This window comes from Streptomyces sp. CA-250714 (genome assembly GCF_050936705.1).
In the GTDB taxonomy this organism is placed as follows: Bacteria; Actinomycetota; Actinomycetes; order Streptomycetales; family Streptomycetaceae; genus Streptomyces.
Map to the genome: position 1 here is coordinate 456,254 of NZ_JBNJMI010000001.1, position 19,894 is coordinate 476,147.

General features: G+C 73.3%; 18 protein-coding genes. 8 read left to right on the forward strand and 10 right to left on the reverse strand.

The window, feature by feature from the left end:
• The first annotated feature begins 5 nt into the window (after positions 1–5).
• From ACQEU8_RS02190 to ACQEU8_RS02200, 3 genes are all read left to right on the forward strand, one after another.
• A complete protein-coding gene (locus tag ACQEU8_RS02190) occupies positions 6–1,319 on the forward strand; it encodes a type III PLP-dependent enzyme (protein ID WP_433096176.1) in 1,314 nt (437 codons plus the stop codon).
• Positions 1,320–1,461: 142 nt separating this feature from the next.
• Positions 1,462–2,025: a GNAT family N-acetyltransferase gene (locus ACQEU8_RS02195; protein WP_433096178.1), complete on the forward strand. Its 564-nt coding sequence runs from the start codon at positions 1,462–1,464 to the stop codon at positions 2,023–2,025.
• 5 nt (positions 2,026–2,030) lie between these two features.
• Positions 2,031–3,227, forward strand: coding sequence for an MFS transporter (locus ACQEU8_RS02200; protein WP_433096180.1), 1,197 nt, complete (start codon positions 2,031–2,033; stop codon positions 3,225–3,227).
• Between the two features lie 3 nt (positions 3,228–3,230).
• On the opposite strand, the gene ACQEU8_RS02205 is transcribed toward ACQEU8_RS02200, so the two are convergent.
• Entirely contained in the window at positions 3,231–3,686 is a 456-nt protein-coding gene (locus tag ACQEU8_RS02205) for a hypothetical protein (RefSeq protein WP_433102093.1), read from the reverse strand.
• 255 nt (positions 3,687–3,941) lie between these two features.
• Positions 3,942–6,035, reverse strand: a complete 2,094-nt coding sequence (locus ACQEU8_RS02210; RefSeq protein ID WP_433102095.1) for a SpoIIE family protein phosphatase — start codon at positions 6,033–6,035, stop codon at positions 3,942–3,944.
• A gap of 508 nt (positions 6,036–6,543) precedes the next feature.
• Here ACQEU8_RS02210 and ACQEU8_RS02215 point away from each other — a divergent pair.
• The gene (locus tag ACQEU8_RS02215; RefSeq protein WP_433096182.1) at positions 6,544–6,720 is read left to right on the forward strand and encodes a hypothetical protein; all 177 of its coding nucleotides are present in this window, start codon (positions 6,544–6,546) and stop codon (positions 6,718–6,720) included.
• On the opposite strand, the gene ACQEU8_RS02220 is transcribed toward ACQEU8_RS02215, so the two are convergent.
• Genes ACQEU8_RS02220 through ACQEU8_RS02250 form a run of 7 tightly spaced genes read right to left on the reverse strand, consistent with a single transcriptional unit; the run spans position 6,701 to position 14,205 of the window.
• Positions 6,701–7,960, reverse strand: a complete 1,260-nt coding sequence (locus ACQEU8_RS02220; RefSeq protein ID WP_433096184.1) for a beta-ketoacyl-[acyl-carrier-protein] synthase family protein — start codon at positions 7,958–7,960, stop codon at positions 6,701–6,703. The two genes, ACQEU8_RS02215 and ACQEU8_RS02220, sit on opposite strands and share 20 nt — an antisense overlap.
• Positions 7,957–8,226, reverse strand: coding sequence for an acyl carrier protein (locus ACQEU8_RS02225; RefSeq protein ID WP_433096186.1), 270 nt, complete (start codon positions 8,224–8,226; stop codon positions 7,957–7,959). The genes ACQEU8_RS02220 and ACQEU8_RS02225 overlap by 4 nt, the downstream gene beginning before the upstream one ends.
• The gene (locus ACQEU8_RS02230) at positions 8,202–9,299 is read right to left on the reverse strand and encodes a beta-ketoacyl-ACP synthase III (protein WP_433096188.1); all 1,098 of its coding nucleotides are present in this window, start codon (positions 9,297–9,299) and stop codon (positions 8,202–8,204) included. The genes ACQEU8_RS02225 and ACQEU8_RS02230 overlap by 25 nt, the downstream gene beginning before the upstream one ends.
• Positions 9,300–9,303: 4 nt before the next feature.
• Complete coding sequence (locus ACQEU8_RS02235) at positions 9,304–10,173, reverse strand: SDR family NAD(P)-dependent oxidoreductase (RefSeq protein ID WP_433096190.1); 870 nt, start codon at positions 10,171–10,173, stop codon at positions 9,304–9,306.
• Positions 10,170–11,243 carry a 3-oxoacyl-ACP synthase III family protein gene (locus ACQEU8_RS02240; RefSeq protein ID WP_433096192.1) on the reverse strand — a complete coding sequence of 358 codons (1,074 nt, stop codon included), beginning with the start codon at positions 11,241–11,243 and terminating at the stop codon, positions 10,170–10,172. The genes ACQEU8_RS02235 and ACQEU8_RS02240 overlap by 4 nt, the downstream gene beginning before the upstream one ends.
• Entirely contained in the window at positions 11,240–13,129 is a 1,890-nt protein-coding gene (locus ACQEU8_RS02245) for an acyl-CoA dehydrogenase family protein (RefSeq protein WP_433096194.1), read from the reverse strand. Before ACQEU8_RS02245 ends, ACQEU8_RS02240 begins: the two co-directional genes overlap by 4 nt.
• On the reverse strand, positions 13,126–14,205 hold the full coding sequence (locus tag ACQEU8_RS02250; RefSeq protein WP_433096196.1) for an ACP S-malonyltransferase: 1,080 nt from the start codon (positions 14,203–14,205) through the stop codon (positions 13,126–13,128). The genes ACQEU8_RS02245 and ACQEU8_RS02250 overlap by 4 nt, the downstream gene beginning before the upstream one ends.
• Before the next feature lie 490 nt (positions 14,206–14,695).
• Here ACQEU8_RS02250 and ACQEU8_RS02255 point away from each other — a divergent pair, with 490 nt between their 5' ends.
• Positions 14,696–16,081 (forward strand): tetratricopeptide repeat protein, encoded by a 1,386-nt coding sequence (locus ACQEU8_RS02255; RefSeq protein ID WP_433096198.1) that lies wholly within the window; start codon positions 14,696–14,698, stop codon positions 16,079–16,081.
• 4 nt (positions 16,082–16,085) lie between these two features.
• Here ACQEU8_RS02255 and ACQEU8_RS02260 read toward each other — a convergent pair whose 3' ends face one another.
• Positions 16,086–16,814 carry a TetR/AcrR family transcriptional regulator gene (locus ACQEU8_RS02260; RefSeq protein WP_433096200.1) on the reverse strand — a complete coding sequence of 243 codons (729 nt, stop codon included), beginning with the start codon at positions 16,812–16,814 and terminating at the stop codon, positions 16,086–16,088.
• Between the two features lie 115 nt (positions 16,815–16,929).
• Here ACQEU8_RS02260 and ACQEU8_RS02265 point away from each other — a divergent pair, with 115 nt between their 5' ends.
• The 3 genes from ACQEU8_RS02265 (at position 16,930) to ACQEU8_RS02275 (ending at position 19,882) form a co-directional block, all read left to right on the forward strand.
• Entirely contained in the window at positions 16,930–17,067 is a 138-nt protein-coding gene (locus ACQEU8_RS02265; RefSeq protein WP_433096202.1) for a hypothetical protein, read from the forward strand.
• Positions 17,064–18,167 (forward strand): FAD-dependent monooxygenase, encoded by a 1,104-nt coding sequence (locus ACQEU8_RS02270; RefSeq protein WP_433096204.1) that lies wholly within the window; start codon positions 17,064–17,066, stop codon positions 18,165–18,167. Before ACQEU8_RS02265 ends, ACQEU8_RS02270 begins: the two co-directional genes overlap by 4 nt.
• Before the next feature lie 239 nt (positions 18,168–18,406).
• Positions 18,407–19,882: an MFS transporter gene (locus ACQEU8_RS02275; protein ID WP_433096206.1), complete on the forward strand. Its 1,476-nt coding sequence runs from the start codon at positions 18,407–18,409 to the stop codon at positions 19,880–19,882.
• Positions 19,883–19,894 lie beyond the last annotated feature (12 nt).

The following is a 19,894-nucleotide window of genomic DNA, read 5'->3' on the forward strand; positions in this document are numbered from 1 at the left end:
CGGCCATGAGCGCGGGCATACGTACCCGGGCGCGGCCGGGCCTCGCGGCCACGGCAGGCGCCGCGGACAGCACGGGCGCCGAGGGCACCCCGGGCCTCAGCGCGTCCCTTGCGGAGGCGCTCGCAGCTGCAGCCGCGGACCGGATCGTCTTCGACCTGGCGGGCATCGAGCAGCGCTACGAGACGCTGTGCCGGGAACTGCCCGGCGTCCGGGTCCGGTTCGCGATGAAGGCGTGTCCGGTGGACGAGGTGCTCGCCACCCTGGCGCGCCGGGGCGCCGGGATCGACGCGGCGAGCCCGGGCGAGGCGGAGCAGGCGCTGCGAGCGGGGGTGCCGGCCGACCGGATGCACTACGGCAACACCGTCAAGTCCGACCGGGACATCGCGGCCGCCCACCGGCTCGGCATCCGGGACTTCGCGACCGACAGCCTGGAAGACGTGGCAGCGCTCGCCGCCCATGCCCCCGGGTCCCGCGTCTTCTGCCGCCTGGCGTGCACCGGAGACGGGGCCCTGTGGGGCCTCCACGACAAGTTCGGCTGCCCTCCCGGCGAGGCGGTTCGGGTGCTGGAGCAGGCCCGGGAGGCAGGGCTGGTGCCCTCAGGTCTGTCCGTGCACGTCGGCTCCCAGCAGCTGACGGCGACGGCGTGGCGCAGCGCCCTGGAGACCCTGGGCGATGTCCTGCGCGCCCTGGCCCGCCGCGGGATACGCGCGGATCACATCAACCTCGGGGGCGGCCTGCCCGCGCTCGGGTACCTCGACCGGCGCGGAAGGCCCCTCGAACCGCCGCTGGGCGCGATCTTCGCGGTGATCCGGGAGGGAATGGCCGCGCTGCGCCGCCTCCACGATGGTCCGCTGGAGTTCGTCGTGGAGCCGGGGCGATATCTCGTCGCCGACCACGGGGCGATCCGGGCGCACGTCGCCCGTCTCACGGAGCGCCGGAGACCGAACGGCGAGCGGCAGCACTGGCTGTATCTGAGCTGCGGCAAGTTCAACGGCCTGTACGAGATGGACGCGTTGCAGTACCGGCTGGTGTTCCCCGGACACGCCGGGGGCGAGTACGTCCCCGCCGTGCTGGCCGGCCCCACATGCGACAGCGACGACGCCTACTCCCCCGAGCACGCACTGGTGCCGGTGCCCAGGGCGCTGGCGTCGGGCGATCCGGTCTGGGTGCTGTCCTGCGGCGCGTACGCGCTCAGCTACACCACCCGCGGATTCAACGGCATCGCCCCGCTCCCGTACGTCTCGACGGGGGCGCGCGGCGGGCGGACGGCGCAGCTGCCCGGTACCCGGGCCCCGGGCGGGGACGGCCGCGATGGGTGAAGGCGTTCGGACAGCCGATGCCTTCCGTACGGAGGCCTTTGTGGGAGACGCCGTGCGTACATACGAAGCCGTGGGCGGGGACCAGGCTGTGCGCGGCGACCGAGTCGTGCGCGCGGACAAAGCCGTGCGCGGGGACCACGTCGTGCGAATCCGTCGCATCGTCGACCGCGACTGGGACGCCATCGTGGAGCTGGAGCGGGACGCCTACGCCGCGCTGGGCCTGTCGGAGGGGCGGGCGGCGTTGCAGTCGCGGGCGTCCGCGTCACCCGGCACCTGTTTCGCGCTGGACGTCGGCTGCCGGACGGCGGGCTATGTGCTGGCGCTGCCCTACCCGGCGTTCCGCTATCCGGACCTGGAGCGGACGGAGGACGCCGCCGTCTTCTCGGCGGGGAATCTGCACCTGCACGACATCGTGGTCGCCCGGCCGCTGCGCCGCAGGGGTTTGGCGCGGCATCTCCTGCACCACCTCACCCGTACCGCCAGAGCGCGCGGGGACGAGCGGATCTCCCTGGTCGCCGTCGGCGGCAGCGCGAGGTTCTGGTCGGCACGCGGGTTCGTCCCGCACCCGGGAGTCGTACCCCCCGGCAGCGGCTACGGCACGGACGCGGTGTACATGTCCAAGCCGGTGCTCACCGGCCCGGGCGGACAGTCCGATTCGGGAAGCGCGCCACAGCGCGGCCCGTCCTCGCAGCATGAAGTGAGCTGATCCACGTGTTCCCTGTCCTCCCTGTCCGCGGTCTCCCCCGCCATAGAACCTTCTTCCGCGGCCAGTCGGCGATCGCCGCGCTGTTCTGCTCCCTCGGGTTCCAGTACGCCACCTGGGCCGCACGGATCCCGGCCATCAAGGAAGACCTCGGCCTGACCGCGGCGGAGGTGGGCGTGCTGCTGATGGCCGCCGGAGTCGGCGCCGCGGTGTCGTTCCCCTTGGTGGCGCTGTTGATGAGACGGCTGGGCTCGCTGCGGCTCGCCCTGCTGTCCCAGCTGGGTCTGACGCTGTTGCTCCTCGCCCTGGCCGCGGCGCCCAACTACCCCGTCGCACTGCTGGTGATGTGCGTCGACGGAGTCTTCGTCGGGTGCCTGAACGTCGCCATGAACGCGCAAGGAGCGGCACTGGAGGCCAGATACGAGCGGAACGCCATGGCCAGGCTGCACGCGGTGTTCAGCGGCGGCTCGCTGCTCGCGGCCCTGCTCGCCTCCGGCATGAACGCGCTGACCCCGTCGGTCGGTGCACACTTCGGGGTGGCGGCCGCGGTGCTGGTACTGCTGGGCGCGTACGCACGGACCGGGCTGCTCGCGGACGAAGGACCCGCCGGGGAGACGGCGAAGCGGGGCCGCGGCCGGGGCCGGTGGGTCAAACCGTCCCGGGTGACGCTGTGGATGTGCTGCGCCATGGTGTTCGGCACCATCGCCGAGGGCGCCATGAACGACTGGTCCACCCTCTACATGAGGGACGTCGCGAAGGCGTCGGCGCAGGTCGCGCCGCTGGGGATCGCCGTCGTCTCCGGGATGATGGTGCTCGCCCGGCTCTTCGCCGACGGCTGGCGCAACCGCTGGGGTGACGGACGGGTGGTCCTGCTGGGGAGCGCGCTCGCCGCCGCCGGGCTCGCCTTCGCCGTGGCCGGCGGCGGTGTGGTGGCGGCGCTGCTCGGCTTCGCCTGCGTGGGGCTGGGCATCGCCGCCGTCACCCCCTGCGTCTACGCGGCCGCGGCCAAGCAGGGCTCCGACGCGCTGACACTCGTCGCCGCCATGGGGACGACCGGGCTGCTGGCGGGGCCGCCACTCATCGGCTTCGTCGCGAGCGCGAGCACTCTGGCGTGGGGGATGGCGGCCGTCGCCGCGTCGGCGGCCGTGGTGTCGCTGTGCAGTACGCGGATCCGGTGGACTCCGCCGGTCACCGCCGACCGCTGATGCTTACTCGGAGTCGGTGCCGCCGCGCCGCGGCCGGTGGCGCCGGTAGTAGGAGACGGTGACCGCGGCGAGCAGCGGGCCCCACAGAAACAGCGGCTGGTAGAGGATGCCGACAACGAGGCTGCCGGTCTCGGTCATGTCGTCGTGCGGATACGTCCACCACCATGGGACGTTGGCCCACAGCGCGGTCAGCGCCACCGCGCCGAGCGCGGCCGGTACGACCGCTGCCAGCGGGCGGACGGTACGCCCGCCGAGCACCGGTATCCAGCGCGGCACGACCTCGCCCCACGGCCGCACCAGGCCGATCGTCAGGACGGCCACCAACTCGCTGACCACGCTCAGCGTCAGCATCCACAGCTTGGCGTCGAACGACTGGAACCCCACGAAGCCCGCGTTGGTGTAACCGGCCGGGTAGCCCAGCACCAAGGCGATGCGCCACAGGCCGCTCGGCAGGACGATCCCCGGGCCGCCGCGCTCATCCCAGTGCCGTCCGCCCTCTCAGTTGTGTTCCGGTGAGGGGGTGCCCCTGCCGGACGCTTGCGGGCTGCGGCTGGGTTGTGGCTGGTCGCGCAGTTCCCCGCGCCCCTTCGGGGCGCGGCCCGTCCCCCTGCGCTGCGCTTGGGAGGTCTGCGCCAGAGGCGCAGGGCTGGCAAGCGCAGCCCTTCATGCCGGGTACGCCGACGACCGCGGGCAGCGCTCTTCGACGCCCTGCACTCATGGAGGGTCCGCCTCCTCGTCCGGGTTGAGCTGCGCGTCCGTGGGGCGTAGGAGGAGTAGGGCGACGTCGTCGCTGGGTGGGGTGCGGGTGTGCTGGACGATGGGTGCGATGAGGTTGTCGGCGAGGTCCTCGAGGGTGTATTCGGTGGCGTCGGCGAGTCGCCGGGCCAGGGCCGCGGTGGACACACCGATGTCGACTCCGGGGGTCTCGACGAGTCCGTCGGTGTAGAGGGCCAGTACGGAGCCGGGTTCGAGCCGGACGCGGGTCGTGGTGTAGTCGGTGTCGGCCTCGATGCCGAGCAGCAGCCCGGGCGGCAGGTCGAGGATCTCGGTGCGGCCGTCGGGATGGCGCAGCAGGGGCGGGGGATGCCCAGCGGTGGCCAGCCTGACCTCCTGGCGCACCAGGTCGAGTTGTGCGTACAGACAGCTGGTGAACAGGCCGGTGTCCAGGTCGATGAGGAGCCGGTTGGTGCGGGCGAGGATCTCGCCGGGCGAGACACCGGCGGTCGCGTGCGTATGGACGGCGGTACGCACCTGCCCCATCAGGGCGGCGGCGGTGGTGTTGTGCCCCTGGACGTCGCCGATGGCCGCGGCGGCGCCGGGGTCGCAGCGGACGAAGTCGTAGAAGTCGCCGCCGATGTCCGCCCCTCTCCCCGCCGGCAGATATCGGGCTGTCACCTCCAGGGCCGGGACGCTGGCCAGACGGTGCGGCAGCAGCCCGGTCTGGAGGCTGTGGGCGAGCTGGCGCTGGGTGTCGTAGAGCCGGGCCCGGTCCAGCGCCTGCGCGATCAGCCCGGCCAGCGAGGTGAGCAGCGCTCTTTCGGGGGCTGTGAAGGCGTGCGGCTTGTCGTACGCGAGGACGAGGGTGCCGATGGCGCTGCCGGACGCGGTCAGCGGCAGGAACGCCCAGGCGGCCATCCGGTCCTGGCGGACGGCGGGCGGATAGGCCCGTTCGAGGTCGACGGGGTTCGCGAAGAAGGCCGGGACGCCGGTTGCCAGGACCCGCGCCGCGGGCGTACCGGAGGAGAGGGGGACCGCGTCGAGGCGTGCCCTCTGGTCGGCGGGGTAGCCGCGGTGGCCGGCGAGGCGGAGACGGCCCTCTTCCACGGTCATCAGGGCCAGCGCTCCGGGTCCGAAGGCGGGAACGAGCTGATCGGCCACGAGTTCCACCACGTCGCTGACGCCCACCGCCTCACTGAGAACGGCCGCCAGGTGGGTGAGGTGGTAGAGGGCTGTGGCGCCGGCCGGCCGATCGGCCTCTTCCGGGCTCCGGTCCGCGGGCGAGGGGGCGCGCTCGGTCGCGGCGATGGTGATGTGGACGCTCACGCCGCCCGCGCCGGGGAACAGCCGGAACGACAGCCAGGTATCGGGCGGCCGCTGGACGGTGAAGGTGGTCGGCTGCCGGGCGATCACGGCGGCCCGGTACCGGTCCTCGAACACCGGATCGCGCAGCCAGGGCAGCGACTCCCAGGGCCTGGTGCCCAGCAGCATCTCCGCCTCGGCTCCCACCAGTTCGGCGGCCGCCGAGTTGAGGAAGACGATCCGGCCCTCCATGCTCAGCGAGCAGCACCCTTCCGGGAGACGCTCGGCGAACTCGAAGGCGGCGGCAGCCTGGGCCGGATCCGGCTCGCCGGGGCCCTGCGGCTTCAGCAACCGGGGCTCGTCCCGCGGCAGCAGCGGGCAGCCGTTGTCGGCGGCCTGCCGGAGAATCCGGCCCACGCTGCGGCAGCTCCCGCCCAGGACGTGGTGTTCGCGGGGGCTGAGCTGCGGCGGATGCTCGGTCGGCCACAGCAGTACGATGCCGCCCCGTGCGGCGGCGCCGATGACGATGGGTGCCGCGGCCAGCCGGAAGTCGTACGGCAGCACCAGGCCGACCCTGGGGTAATGCCGGGCCATCTCCTCCTGGCTGGCCAGCCATACGATCCGCCGCCGGCGCATCGCGACCGCCACCGGAATGGGGGCGTCCAGCGGGATACGGGCCCACGGCGCGGCGATGCTGCGGGAGACCCCTGACACCACCGCGAGGCGGAGCACCCGTTCGCCGGGAGGCAGCAGATACACCAGGCCCACCGAGGCCCGGGTGGCGCCCATGACGTCGGTCAGGACAGCATCCAGCTGCCGCCAGTAGTCGTTGTCCGAGTCGTCGGACCGCGCCGTATCGCTCACACCGTTCACGCCGCTCCCGAAGCTGGACCAAGGTCGGCGGCCGGCGGTCGGCAGCCCGACGGCCGGCAGCCGGCGGCCGTATGCGGTGTGCCGCCCGCACACGGCCGCCGCTGGCCATGTTCGGGTACGAACCCGTCGGCGCGGTGGCGGCACACCGAGGACGGGCCGGGTGCCAGCCGGGTGAGGTCGAGCGGGAAGTACGGGATGGACGTCCCCGATCGGTTGTACGGCCACTGCATCCGGTGCGTGCCACCGCCGGACCCCGGCCGCCTCGGGCACCTCCCGGACGAAACCCGGGGGCGCGCCCCGGACGAAGCCTCAAGCACCTCACGGCGAAGGCTCGGGGCACCGCCCGGACCAAGTCGTACCGCAGCACGGGTGGTCTTCGGGGCGGGTCCGCCGTGTCACCGGACGGAGGAGGTATCCGTCGGTCATGACCGATCCCGAGCACTACGCGCTGGCCATGGGTGGCGGACCGGCACCCGCGTCTCCTCCGGTGCCAGGGGTGGCTCGTGCTGCTGCCGTGCCGGACACCGACGAGGACGCCGCCACACCGCCGCGGTCCGTGCCGCTGGGCGCCCCCGGCTCCGTCACGTGCTGCGGGCCGTAGCCGCCGGGGCGAACGCGAGCACCACGTTGTGGCCTCCGAAGCCGCAGGAGTTGCTGACGGCCAGTTCGACGGGCTGCGGTCGCGCGGCCTCGTGCACGATGTCGATGTCCGAGGTACCGGCGTCGGGCGTGCGGAAGTTGGCGGTCGGCGGCGCCGTCTGCCGCTGTACGGTCAGGACGGTCAGCGCGGCTTCCACGGCGCCCGCCGCGCCCATCGTGTGACCGATGACGCCCTTGGCGGAGGTGACGGTGGGGCCGTCGGGGCCGAAGAGCTCCCGCAGTACGGCCGCCTCGGTGCGGTCGTTGAGCGGGGTGCCGGTGCCGTGGGCGTTGACGTGGTCGACGTCGGCGTGAGCGGCCCCGGCCCGGGCGAGGGCCTGCCGGGTCGCGTCCCGCAGACAGCGGCCGTCCGGACGCGGGGCCACGGTGTGGTGGGCGTCGGTCGCCGAGCCGTGCCCGGCGAGCAGGGCCCGGACCGGAGCGTGCCGCGCCGTCGCGTCCGCCGCCCTCTCCAGCACCAGCACGCCGGCGCCTTCGGCCAGGACGAAGCCGTCCCGGGCGGCGTCGAAGGGGCGCGAGGCGCCCGCCGGATCGCTGCCGTGCCGGGAGAGGGCTCCCGCCCGGGCGAACGCCGTCGCGCACAGGGGTGTCACCATCGCGTCGCTGCCGCCGGCAACGGCGATGTCGCAGGCGTCGCTCTCCAGCAGCATGGCGGCGGTGACCAGCGCGGTCGCCCCGGAGGCGCAAGCGGTCGCGGTGTGCAGCACCGGTCCGTGAACGCCCAGGTCGATGGCGAGCTGGCCCGCGGCCATGTTCGGCAGGAAGGCGGGCAGGGTGAGCGGAGAGACGGCGCGGTGCCCGGAGGTGAGCAGCCTGTGGTGCTGCTCCTCGTAGGTGCCGACGCCCCCCGCGGCCGAACCCAGCACCACCGCGACCCGCGCACCGTCCCAGTTGTGCGGGTCCAGTGCGGCGTCCCGGACCGCTTCCCTGGCCGCCGCCAGGGCGAACTGGGTGAACCTGTCGTACCGCCAGGGCTGCGCGCCGCCCACCTCACGGCGCGGATCGAATCCGCTCACCCGGCAGGAGAGACCGACCGGCGCCCCCGCCAGTTCGGGGTCGTCGGCGGCGGTCGGTCGGCCGGAGCACACCCGCTGCCAGGTCTCCTCGGTGCCCACACCCGCCGGTGTCACCAGGCCGACGCCGGTGACCGCCGCCGACCGATCGGTGCGGGTGCCGGTCACTCCTCCCCCCGCTGCCCCACGGGCTGCTCCGTCTCGCCCAGCAGCTCATGCAGCAGCGCGACGACGTCTTCCGGGGTGGCCTCGCCGGTGACCGCGTCGTCCGGCGCGCCGGTGCCGTAGTGCTCCTGGAGTGTGACGAGGAGTTCGGTGACGGCGAGGGAGTCCAGGCCCAGTTCGGTGAGGGTCACCCCGGGCTGGATGCCGTCGGAGGGGACGTCGAACTTGTCGGTGAGCAGGGTGGTCACATGGTCGTGGACAGGGTCCATGGTTCGTCCTTTCGTTGTTGTCGGTCCTGGCGTGGGGAGGTGGCGCGGGCTCGGGCGGCGGGCCAGGTCAGGGCGATCGAGCCCCAGGTGAGGCCGCCTCCGAAGGCGGTCAGCAAGGTGGGCGTGCCCGGCCGTACCAGGTCACGGGCCGCGGTGTCGGCCAGCGCCAGGGGCACGGAGGCGGCCGCGGTGTTGCCGACGTCGCGGATGTTGCCGTACCGGTGCCCGGGCGGGATGCCGAGCCGGTCGCCGACGGTGTCCAGGATGCGCTGGTTGGCCTGGTGGCCGATGAACGCGCCGAGCGACGACGGCTCCCAGCCGGCCCGGCGCAGCGCGGTGCGCGACGACTGCGTCATCCGGCGCACCGCGTGTGCGTAGACCTCGCGCCCGCGCATCCGCAGGTACCGGTCGCCGCGCGGCGGCCGGGCCCCGGTTGCGGGGGTGCTCGATCCGCCTGCGGCGATGGAGATCAGATCGCTTCCCGATCCGTCCGCACCGAGGTCCCAGGCGATGACTTCGCCGGGTTCCTCCTGCTCTCCGGCACGCAGCAGCACCGCTCCCGCACCGTCTCCGAAGACGACGGCGGTGTCCCGGTCCCGTGGGTCGACGATGGTCGAGTAGGTCTCGGCGCCGATGACCAGTGGACGGTCGCACATCCGGGAGCGCACCAGTCCGGTGGCGACGGTCATGGCGTAGACGAAGCCCGAGCAGACGGCGGCCAGATCGAAGGCGGGGATGGTGCCCAGGCCCAGGCGCAGGGCCACTTCGGGGGCGGTGGCGGGGCAGCGCCGGTCGGGTGTCGTGGTGGCCAGGAGCAGCATGTCGGGGTGTGCTCCGGTGGCGGACTCCAGCGCGGCATGTCCCGCCGCGGTGGCGAGGTCGCCAGTGGCGATGCCGGTGCCGGCCCGCCGGCGGTGGACGATGCCCGTACGGGAGCGGATCCACTCGTCGCTGGTGGCGAGCGCGCCGTCGTGCGCCACTTCGGCGTTGCTCCGTACCTGGGGCGGCAGCGAGGCACCGATGCCGCACACCACGGTGGTGCGCCCTTCGGTCGGTGCGGTGCGGGGCGGCACCGGATCACACCTCGGCGAACGGGGAGGCGGGCTTGGGGATGCCGGCGAGTCCGCCGTCGGGTACCGACAGTCCGCCGTCCAGCAGCAGGGCCTGACCGGTCAGGAAGGCGGCCGCGGGCGAGGCCAGGTACAGCGCGGCCCAGGCGGCTTCCTCCGGTTCGGCCCACCGGCCCAGCGGGACGTGCGCCATCAGCCAGTCGGACAGCGGCGCGGTGTGGGCGGCGAACGTGGTCATGTCGGTGCGGGTCCAGCCGGGGCACAGCGCGTTGACGCGGATGCCCTCCCGCGCCCAGCCGACGGCCAGACTGCGGGCGAGGGAAATCTGTGCCGCCTTGGTCGCCGCGTACGCCTCCATCATGGGGGTGCCCACCGCTCCGGCGACCGAGGACATCAGCACCAGGCTCGCCCGCGCGGAGGCCGCCAGGTGCGGGTGGGCGTGCCGGCACAGCGCGGCCGAGGCGTTCAGGTTGACGGTCACCACGGCGTCCCAGTCCTCCTGCCGGGCGTGCTGGAGCGGGGCGAGTTGGGGCGCGCCGTCGGGACCGCCGGGCAGGATGCCGGCGTTGTGGACGACGATGTCGAGTCCGCCGAGCGCCTCGGCTGCCTCGTCGACGACCGTGCCGGCCGCGGTGGCCTGGGCGAAGTCGCCGGGTGCCAGAACGGCTGTCCTGCCCCGGCGGGCGACCTCGGTGGCGGTGTCCTTGAGCGCTTCCTCGCTCCGGGCCGACAGCGCCAGGTCGGCCCCGGCGTCGGCGAAGGCGAGGGCGACGGCGCGTCCGATGCCGCGCGACGCGCCGGTCACCAGGGCGCGGGCGCCTTCGATCCGGAACGCTTCGGCAGTGCTGGCGGGGGTGGGTGCGGGTGTGCTGTTCAACGCGCGCTCCTTTGCATGGCGTCAGCGGTGGGGGCGGTACGGATGACGGGAGCGCCGCTCCAGTTGAGCAGGGCGCTGCCCCAGGTCATGCCGGCTCCGAAGGTGGTGAGGAGGATGCGGTCCCCGCGCCGTAGCGGACCGTCCACGGCTGCCGTGGCCAGCGCGTACGGCGTCGAGGCCGCACCGATGTTGCCCACCTCGTCGGCGACGATCGGCAGCCGTCCTGGCGGGATGCCCAGCGCGGTGCCGACCGAGCGCAGCAGCCTGGGGTTGGGCTGGTGGGCGACGAAGGCGTCGATGTCGTCCATCCGCAGCCGGTTGCGGGTCAGGCTGTCGGAGACGACGAGCGGGAACATCTCGACGATGAAGTCCCGTACGGCACGCCCGTCCATGCGGATGGTGTGGCGTCGGTCGGTGACCGTGCCGACGCTGGCCGGTGCCCGGCTCCCGCCTGCGGGGATCAGCACGGTGTCGGCGAGGGCACCGTCGGAGCCGAGGTGGAAGTCGGAGAACCCCTCGCTCGCGGGGACCGGGCCCAGTACGGAGGCGGCGGCACCGTCGGCGAACAGTACGGCGGTCCCCCGGTCGGCGGGGTCGAGGAACTTCGAGTACGCCTCGACACCGACCACGGCCGCGTAGCGGGAACCGGAGTCGCCGCGCAGACAGTCGTGCGCGACGCGGGTCGCGAACAGCCAGCCCGAGCAGGCGGCGCTGACGTCGAGGGCGACGGCGTTGCGTGCCTTGATGAGGGCCTGGACGCGGCAGGCCGTCGCCGGGCCCAGTTCGTCGGGGGTCGAGGTGGCCAGTACCAGCAGGTCCAGCTGTTCTGGGTCGAGACCGGCCGCGGCCACGGCAGAGCGGACGGCGGCCGCGGCCATGTCGGAGGCCGCCTCGTCCGGGGCCGCGGTATGGCGCTTGCGCACCCCTGTTCGTTCGGCGATCCAGCCGGCACTGACCCCGGTCGCGCGGGCGACCTCTTCGTTGGAGCGCTGCTGGGTGGGCAGATAAGTGCCCATGCCGAGTACGCCGATCCCCGGCGCTGTCTCGGAAGTGGGATTGGTGCGGTTCACGAGCGTCCTCCGGCGGGCCAGGTGCGGGTGGAGTGGAGTGCGGCCGCGTAGTCGGGAGCGGCCAGTGGGGTGGGCGCCGTCGAGTCGGGCGGAGCGAGGGCGGCGGCCAACTCATAGAGATGCGGGGCGAGTTGGGCGCACTGGCGGTTCGCCGCTGCCTCCAGCGACGCGGCGGTCTCCAGGGAGAGCACCCCCGTCCATTGCAGTGGTCCGGCCAGCCGCAGCGCCTGTGTCGTTCCGTAGAGGGCGGCCAGGGCGCCTTGGGCCGGGTCGGGGTTCCGGGCAGTCCGCACCGCGTCGGCGACGGACTGCGCGGCGAGTCGAAGGGTGTGGACCTCGCCCAGCTGCCGGGCCTGCTCCAGCAGCGGGTTCCACAGGTCCATGCCGTCCAGCCCCTGCTGACGGCGCTCCTCGAGTGCTGCCCTGAGACGTGCCGTCAGCCGCCGCTCCAGAGCGCTGACGGCCCGCAGCCACCAGGAGGGGTCGTCGGTGTCGGCCGGCCGGGGAGCGCCGTCGGCGTCTGCGGGGGCGTCCTCGTCCGCCAGGGCTCGGCCGGTGTCGAGCAGGATGAGCCGGTTGTCGCCGCCGGCCGCGCCGAAGGCGTCCGTGAAACCGGCGTATCCGCTGAGCCGGTTGACGCTGAGATAGCCGGCGAGGCCGCAGCGGCGCCGGCATTCGGCCGTGACCCGGGCCGCGCCGTCCACCGCCATCGCCTTGAAGGCGGACAGCCTGCGGTCGACCGCGGCCCACGGTGAGAACGCCGTGTCCGCTGCCGCGCAGTCGTCAGCGGCGGAGCCCGTACGGGCGTCCTCCGTCCGCTGCCAGGTGTCCAGCGCGGCGACCGACGCGCAGCTGAGGGCGTAGGCCTCCGCCAACGCGCCGAGTACCGCGCGCTGTTGGGTGCTGTAGGCCAGCACCGGGGCTTCCGGGGCGAGCCGCCCGTGCGAGCGCCGGTACTGGGAGTGGCGCAACGTCGCCACGGCGGAGGCGCGGGCCGTCGCGGCGGCGGCCGACGGCACCGTCGCCCACAGCAACCGGCCGACGTCCAGCGTGCGCTGGAGGGCTCGGGCCGGGTCGCCAAGGGGGTCGTGGAAGGCACTGTCGGCATCGATCCTGGCCTTGCCGCGCAGCCAGCGGTCGTAGGGCAGCCGTGCTCCGTCGAACTGCACCAGCGCGTACTCCAGCGGGAGGGCGTCCACGCCCAGGGCGCTGGAGATGGCGACTCCGGGGGCCGTGTGCCGCTCGTCGCCCAAGTCGACCAGGAAGGGGTGGACTCCACAGCAGGCGCCGCCCACCACCAGTCGGGCGCACACCACAGCGGACTGCGGCATGCCGGGTACCCCGACGCTGGAGAACTTCGCGGCGCCGCGATCCGGTGTGTGCAGGACGAACTCCCCGCGCTCCGGGTCGAATTCGGCGGTGGTGCGCAGCGCCAGATGGCTGTTGGCGTCGCCGACCTCGGTGACCAGGAATACTCCCTTGCGGTGGCCGCTCTCCAGCTCGTCCACCACCCGCGCGAGGTCCGCGGTGTGCAGCTGCCGCTCGTCCGCCGAGGCGACGACGGAGCCCAGGCACAGGATGTAGTGGTTGACGATCGTCATATACAGCGCCGGGTCCACGAGCGCGGTACAGGCGCTGAGTGCGGCCATCGAGTCCCGGTCGCGGAGCAGTTCGCGGGCGGGCGGCAGCACCCTGGCCAGCCGCGCCAGCTCGTGATGGGTCAGGTGGTTGCGGCTCGGCCCCTCCCCCGGTTCGGGCGGCCGGACGGGGCCGAGGGCGTCGGTGATGCGCTGACCCTGGTGTGTCCGCAATGGATCGGCGACGTGCTGCGGCAGGAGGGGCAAGGGGCCGGGTGCGGTCGGCGGGCCGGTGGCTGTCGGCGTCATACGATCTCTCCCTGGCGCGCTCGGCGAGTGGCGTGGGACCTGTCCCATGGGGCGCCGGCCTGGCGCAGGCGTTCGGGGTGCTCCCAGGGGAAGTCCGGGTCGTTGAGCGGGCTGCGCGCCGCCCCGGTGCTCTGCTGCTGGACGAGGACACGCTGGGCGCTGCGGGTGAGGGCCTGTCCCGTACCGGCCTCCAGCAGCAGGGTGGGCCCGGGGGCCGCGGCCCGGCCGAGGACTTCGGGCAGCCGGGCCGGGTGGGTCAGGCAGGCGGCCAGTCCCCGGTATACGTCGTCGCCCCTGCCGTACGGCCCACCGTGGACGGCCGAGTAGACCGGGGTGTGGGCCGGATGTGCGGGCAGGGTGCGGATCGCCGCGGCGAACCCCTTGGCCTGGGTGGTGAGTGACGGGTGGTGGGAGGAGAACGGCAGCCGGAGCCGGACGGCGTCCACGCCGTGGTCGGTCGCGTACTCCTCAACGCGGTCGAGTTCCTGGGCCGGCCCGCTGAGCACGGTCTCAACCGGGTCGTTGACGCAGGCCACGGCCACCCGCCGGGTGCCGGCGGCAGTGATCAGCCGCTCCGCCTCGGCGGCTCCCGCCGAGAGCAGTGTCATACCGCCACGGCAGCGGCTCAGCCAGCGGGCGAGCCTGCACGCGATGTGGGTTCCGTCGGGCACGCCGAACACTCCCGCCGCGGTGAGGGCGGCGATCTCCCCGAAGCTGACGGCAACCATCCGCTGGGGTGCGGCGCCGACCGCGCACAGCGCCCGGTGGACCGCCATGGACGCGCCGAACAGCGCAACTTGCGGCGTACCGAGGGGCGCGGCGGCCAGTTCCCGGCCGCTCGGCGGCGTATCCCCCAGCAGCGCACGGCCCAACGCGGGGATTCCGTACGTCCTGCTCACCTCGTCGACCTGCGCGAACACTTCGGCGGCGGCCGCGCGTAGCACGGGGTGGGCCCGGACGGCTCGCACCAGCGGGGAGACGGCGAAGTCCCCCTGCCCGGGGAACAGGTGGACGACGACCTCGGGTAACGGCGTCCAGGGCCCAGGAGGTTCCGGCTGGTCGCATGCTCGGGGCATATTCCTCTCTCCTCTTTCATGAAGGGAGCAGCCGCTCTCCGTACACGGGAAGGGCGCCTCCCTGGCGCGGCAAGGGAGTTCTCTTACGCGGAAGGGGCACACCGCTCCGGTCCTTGCGGCCGGTGACCGCCGTGGGAGCGGTGCCACGTTTTTGGACTTTTTCGACGCGGACCCCGCGGCGGCCTCGCCTCATGCAGCCGGTTGTGGTGGACCGCCTGTGACGTGCGGCGCAGCGGTGCGGCTCGGCGGTCTGTGCACTGGTGTTGTCGGCGGAACGGCCTCAGCAGACGCACGGGCAACGCCGGGCCATGGCACCCCGTGCGTAGCGTCCGAAAATGCCCCCGGTCCATGCCGGAAAGGCTCCGCCCGGGGTATGCCTCCACCGAAACACAAGCACGGGCGCGGTGATGACTGCTTTCGGTCACCAAGGCGTGAACGCGTTGAAAGCCCCGGGCCTGCGTGACCGGGCGGAGTGAGCCAGGAGACTCCCATGGGACGTCGCAGGCCGAACCGGCAACTCGCCGCCCTGCTCGCCGAGTCCGGGTGGAGCGCCGGTGAACTGGCGCGCGCGGTCAACGCGCTGGGGACCAAGTACGGCCTTCGGCTGCGTTACGACCGGACGGCTGTCGCCCACTGGCTGGAGGGGTCCCGGCCGCGCCCGCCGGTCCCGGGCCTGGTGGCCCAGGTGTTCGGCCGTCGCCTCGGTCGCGCCGTGCACGTCGGCGAGACGGGACTGGCAACCGCGGCGGGGGCCGGGACCTCGGCCGACACGGTGCTCAGGGCCGACGATCCGGTGGAACGGCTGACCGCGCTGTGCCGTGCCGACGCCGACCCCGCCCGGCGGCTGGCTCTCAACCGGGAGATGTTCACCGCCGTCGACGTCCGGTTCCCCACCTGGCCGCCGGCCGAAGAGCCGCGCCCCGGCCGGCCGGGCGGCACGGCACCGGGCGAGGCTCCGTACGCCGACGAACGCCTGGCGGACATGGTCACCGTGTTCGCCGACCTGGCGGACAAGTACGGCGGCGCGCACGCGCGTTCCGCGCTGGCCACCTATATCGCCGACGACGTCTCCCCGCGGCTGGTGCTGTCCCCGGACGGCGGGACGGCCGATCCCACGGTGCTGACCGGAAGCGCCTGTCTGATGCATCTGCTGGGCATGATGGCCGCCGACGCCGGACTGCCGAACATCGGCTACCACTGCTTCCGGTCCGCCCTCGACCTGGCGCACCGGGCGGACAACCGGAACGTCTACGCGATCACCTTGCGCACCATGGCCGTGCTGGCGCTGCGCCTGGACGACATGACACGCGCCCGGCAGTGGTCGCAGTACGCGCTGGATGTGGCGGCCGACACCGCGACCTGTCATGTGCGCTCCTATCTCCACGCGGGGCGCGCGGTGGTGCGGGCCGCCGACGGGGAGCGCGCGGCGGCGCTGGCGGATCTGCTGGCCGCGGAGCGCTCCCATGAGGCGGAAGCCGACGCCGGCGCCGGACCTCTCGGCCCTTTCACGCGGTATCCGCCAGCAGCGGTCCTCTACCAGCGTGGGGAGGTCCTGCTGTCGCTGGGCGACCGCTCCCAGGCCGTCACCGCGTTCCGGCAGTCACTGGCCCTGCGGCCACCGGCCCACCACATCGCCCGCGTTCTCACCCATGCGCAACTGGCCGGGACCTTGCTGGCGCTTGGTGAGCTGGACGCCGCGCTGGACCAGTGCCGCCAGATCCTGGAGCACTACCCGCACACCGCCTCCCGTCGTACCACCACGGCACTGACCGCCGTCCGCCGCTCCCTCGCGCCCTACCGCAGGCACCCGCAGGCCCGGGAGATCCGCGACCGCATCGTCCATCTGACCCGGCGCACCTCCGCGTCTTCGCTCTGAGGTCTTATGCGCCGTCGGCTCCGGCGGTGTGCCGGAGGCCGAGCAGGCCGGAGATGTCGCGCAGGCACTCCTCGAAGACGGGCTCCAGGTCGGAGTAGGCGAAGTCCAGTTGGTGGAGGACTTCCATGCACAGCAGGCCGTACAGCCGGGTCCAGCAGGTCAGAAAGACATGGGCGGCTCCGGGCGGCAGCTGACCGCCGATGGAGGCCGCGTAGGCGGTCAGTTGCTCGCGCAGCGACGCGGGCAGACTGTCCGGTTCGGGCGCCGCGAAGGGGCGCTGCCGCCACAGCTCGACGGTCAGCTCCAGCAGGATCTTCTCGAAGCGCCGGCCGGCCTGATGCCGCTGCGAGTCCGGGTTCCGGTTGGGGGCGGCGATCGGGCTGGCGAAGATCCAGCCGAACTCGGCCGGGTGGCCGATCGCCCAGGCACGCATGGCGCGGCAGACGGCCAGGATCCGGTCGTCGACCGGAGCGTCATGGAGGGCGTCCCTGGCCTGTTCCATCGCGGCGGCCAGCTCGCTGAAGAAGTCGGCGGTCACCGCCCCGACCAGCTCGTCGTGACCGGCGTAGTAGTGGTACAGGGCGGGGCCGCTCATGCCCACCTCTCTGGCGACCGCGTTGATGGTCACCGCGGCCGACCCCTTCTCGGTCAGCAGCTTGCGCGCGGCCGCGTGGATCTCTTCCAAGGTGGCTCGGCGCTGCCTCTCCCGTCGGCTGCCGGTCTGTGCGGACATCGTCACCCTTCCCCGTCCCTCAACCCTTCGCGTTCCTGGGCCCGTTGACACTTTAGAACACCTATGTTTCCTTAATGCTTCTAAGTAAGCCTAGAGCCATTAAGGAGACGAGTCGATGGAAGCTCGCTGGTGGGTGCTGCTCGCGGTGGCTGTGCTGTCCGCGGCTGTGTGGTGGGGGCTCTCCCGAGCCGCTCACGTACGGCGCGGCCTGCGCGCCCCGTATGCGCGGCAGAAGGGCGGGGACCGGCGATGAAAGCGGTCATCGTGGGCGGAGGCATCGGCGGTCTGGCCGCCGCCGCGGCCTTCCACCAGCGCGGCTGGCAGCTCGAAGTCCTTGAGCAGGCCCCGGAGTTCACCGAGGTGGGCGCGGGACTGGCCGTCCAGCCCAACGGGCTGCGCGCACTGGACGCGCTCGGCCTGGGTGACGTCCTGCGCTCGGGCGGCACGGCCGCTCCGCTCGCGGGGGTCCGCAGCGCCGACGGGCGGTGGATGGTCCGTAACGACGTCGCGAGGCTCGAACGCCGCTTCGGCCCGTGGGTGACGGTGCACCGGGCGGCCCTGGTCGACCTGTTGCGCACGGCCGTGCCCGCCCGGGCTCTGCGGCCCGGCACCGAGGTTCGCGAGGTACGGGCCGACGGCACGGTCCTGCACAGCAGTGGCACGTCGGAGGCCGATCTCGTGGTGGGCGCCGACGGCCTGCACAGCGTGACCCGACGGTCCGTCTGGCCACACCTCCCCGGTCCCCGCTATGTCGGATACACCACCTGGCGCCTCATCGCGCCGCCCCGGCACGTCGAGGGGAGCGTGGAAACTTGGGGCCGGGGTGTGCGGTTCGGGCACGCGCCCCTGCCGGACCGCCGCGTCTACTGCTATCTGATGGCCAACGCGCCGGAGGGTTCCCGGACCGAACTGGCACAGCTGCGTGAACGGTTCGCGGGCTGGCACGACCCGGTTCCCGCGCTGCTGGATTCCGCCGACAGTGACGCGGTGCTCCAGCACGACACCTACGAACTGCCGGCACTGCCCACCTACGTCCGCGAGCGGGTCGCCCTCCTCGGAGACGCGGCACACGCCATGACCCCGAGCCTGGGACAGGGCGCCTGCCAGGCCCTCGAAGACGCGGTCACGCTCGCGGCCATGGTCGACGAACTCGGTGTGGAGGCCGGGCTGACGGCCTACGACCGGGTCCGCGTCCCGCGGACCCAGATGATCGCCCGGCGGTCGCGGCAGGCCGGTTCTCCCGCGCACTGGAGCTCGCGGCCGGTGACCGTGCTGCGGGACGCGGTGCTGCCGCTGCTGCCCCGCCTGGTCTTCGAGCGCTCGGTTGCTCCCGCCTATACGTGGGGGCTGTGACGGCTTCGGCGGTCACCTTGTGCCGGTAAGGGGGTGCCCCTGTCCGTCGTACGCGGGCTGCGGGTTGCGTTGTGGCTGGTGGGGGTACCTCCCGGCCGGAGGCTGGGGGAGCAGTTCCCCGCGCCCCTGACGGGGGCGCGGTCCCGTTCCCCTGCGCTGCGCTTGACACGCCCTAGGGCGAAGGTGCGGGGGGAGGTGGGACCTTGTCCCGATGCCCGCGCGGCGACCCGGTGCGCAGGATGGCAGGCATGTCATCCAGAACGTCACCGTCATCGCACGCGGCCCGGGCGTGGGCCGTTGTGTTGGCCTCCAGCATCGGGCAGTTCCTCGTCGTGCTCGACGTGTCCGTCGTCAACGTCGCGTTGCCCAGCATCCGGGACGGGCTGTCGCTGAGCAGCGGCACGTTGCAATGGGTCGTCAACGCCTACGCGCTGACCTTCGCGGGGTTCCTGCTGCTGGGTGGGCGCGCCGCCGATCTCTTCGGCCGCAAGCCGGTCTATCTCCTGGGGCTGGGGCTGTTCACCGTCGCGAGCCTCGCGGGCGGGCTCGCGACGGACGCGGACATGCTGATCGCCGCGCGTGCCGTACAGGGGATCGGCGCCGCCGTCCTCGCGCCGGTGACGCTCTCGCTGCTGACCGCCACCTTCCCGGAGGGGCCCGCAAGGACCCGGGCCATCGCGACCTGGGCCGCCGTGGGCACGGCGGGCGGGGCGGCGGGTGGGCTGGTCGGCGGATTGCTGACGGACCTGCTGTCCTGGCGCTGGGTACTGCTGATCAATGTCCCGGTCGGGGCGCTCGTCGTCGCCGTGGTCCTGCTGGGGCTGCGGGAACGGCACGAGAAGACCAGCCGCCGGGGCCTGGACCTGCCGGGTGCGGCACTGGTGACCGTCGGCGTGGCAGCCCTCGCCTACGGCATCGGCCGGACCGAATCGCACTCCTGGGGCACCGCCGAGGTGCTGGTACCACTCGTCGGCGGAGTGCTGGCGCTGGGCGCCTTCGTCGCGGTCGAGGCACGTACCGCCGAACCGCTCGTACCGCTCCGGCTGCTGCGGCTGCGCGCCGTCGCCGCGGGGAACGTGGTGACGTTCACCGCCATGACCGGCGCCTTCGCTATGTGGTACTTCCTGTCGCTCTACATGCAGAACGTTCTCGGCTACTCCGCCGTCCGCGCGGGGGTGTCCTTCCTGCCGCACACCGCGGGTGTCATCGTCGGCTCCAAGGTGGCGCCCCGGCTGATGACCCGGTTCGGTACCCGCACCATGGTGGCCGCGGGCGGCGTGGTGACGACAGCCGGGTTCGGCTGGCAGGGGCTGGTGCTGTCGGCGGACGGCAGCTTCCTCGGCACGATTCTGGGCCCCGGCATTCTGATGGCCACCGGGATCGGCCTGCTGATGACCCCGCTGACCGACGCCGCGACGACCGGCGCCGCCGCCCGGGAAGCCGGGGTGGTGGCCGGGCTGGTCAACACCTCGCGGCAGATCGGCGGCGCGCTCGGCCTCGCCGTACTCGGCGCCGTCGCCGTCGGAGCGACCGCCGCGCACGGCGCCGCGCCCACCCCGGGGCAGCTCGCCGACGGCTACGCCGCCGCCTATCTGGCCGCTGCCGCGCTCACCGCCGTCTCGGTCCTGCTCGTCGGCCTGCTGCCCCGCGCCGGCACCCCACCGAAGCAGCCGGCCGAAGCACCCCCACAGGCCGCCGAAGCCCTGGTTCAGTAAGCCCCTGACGGT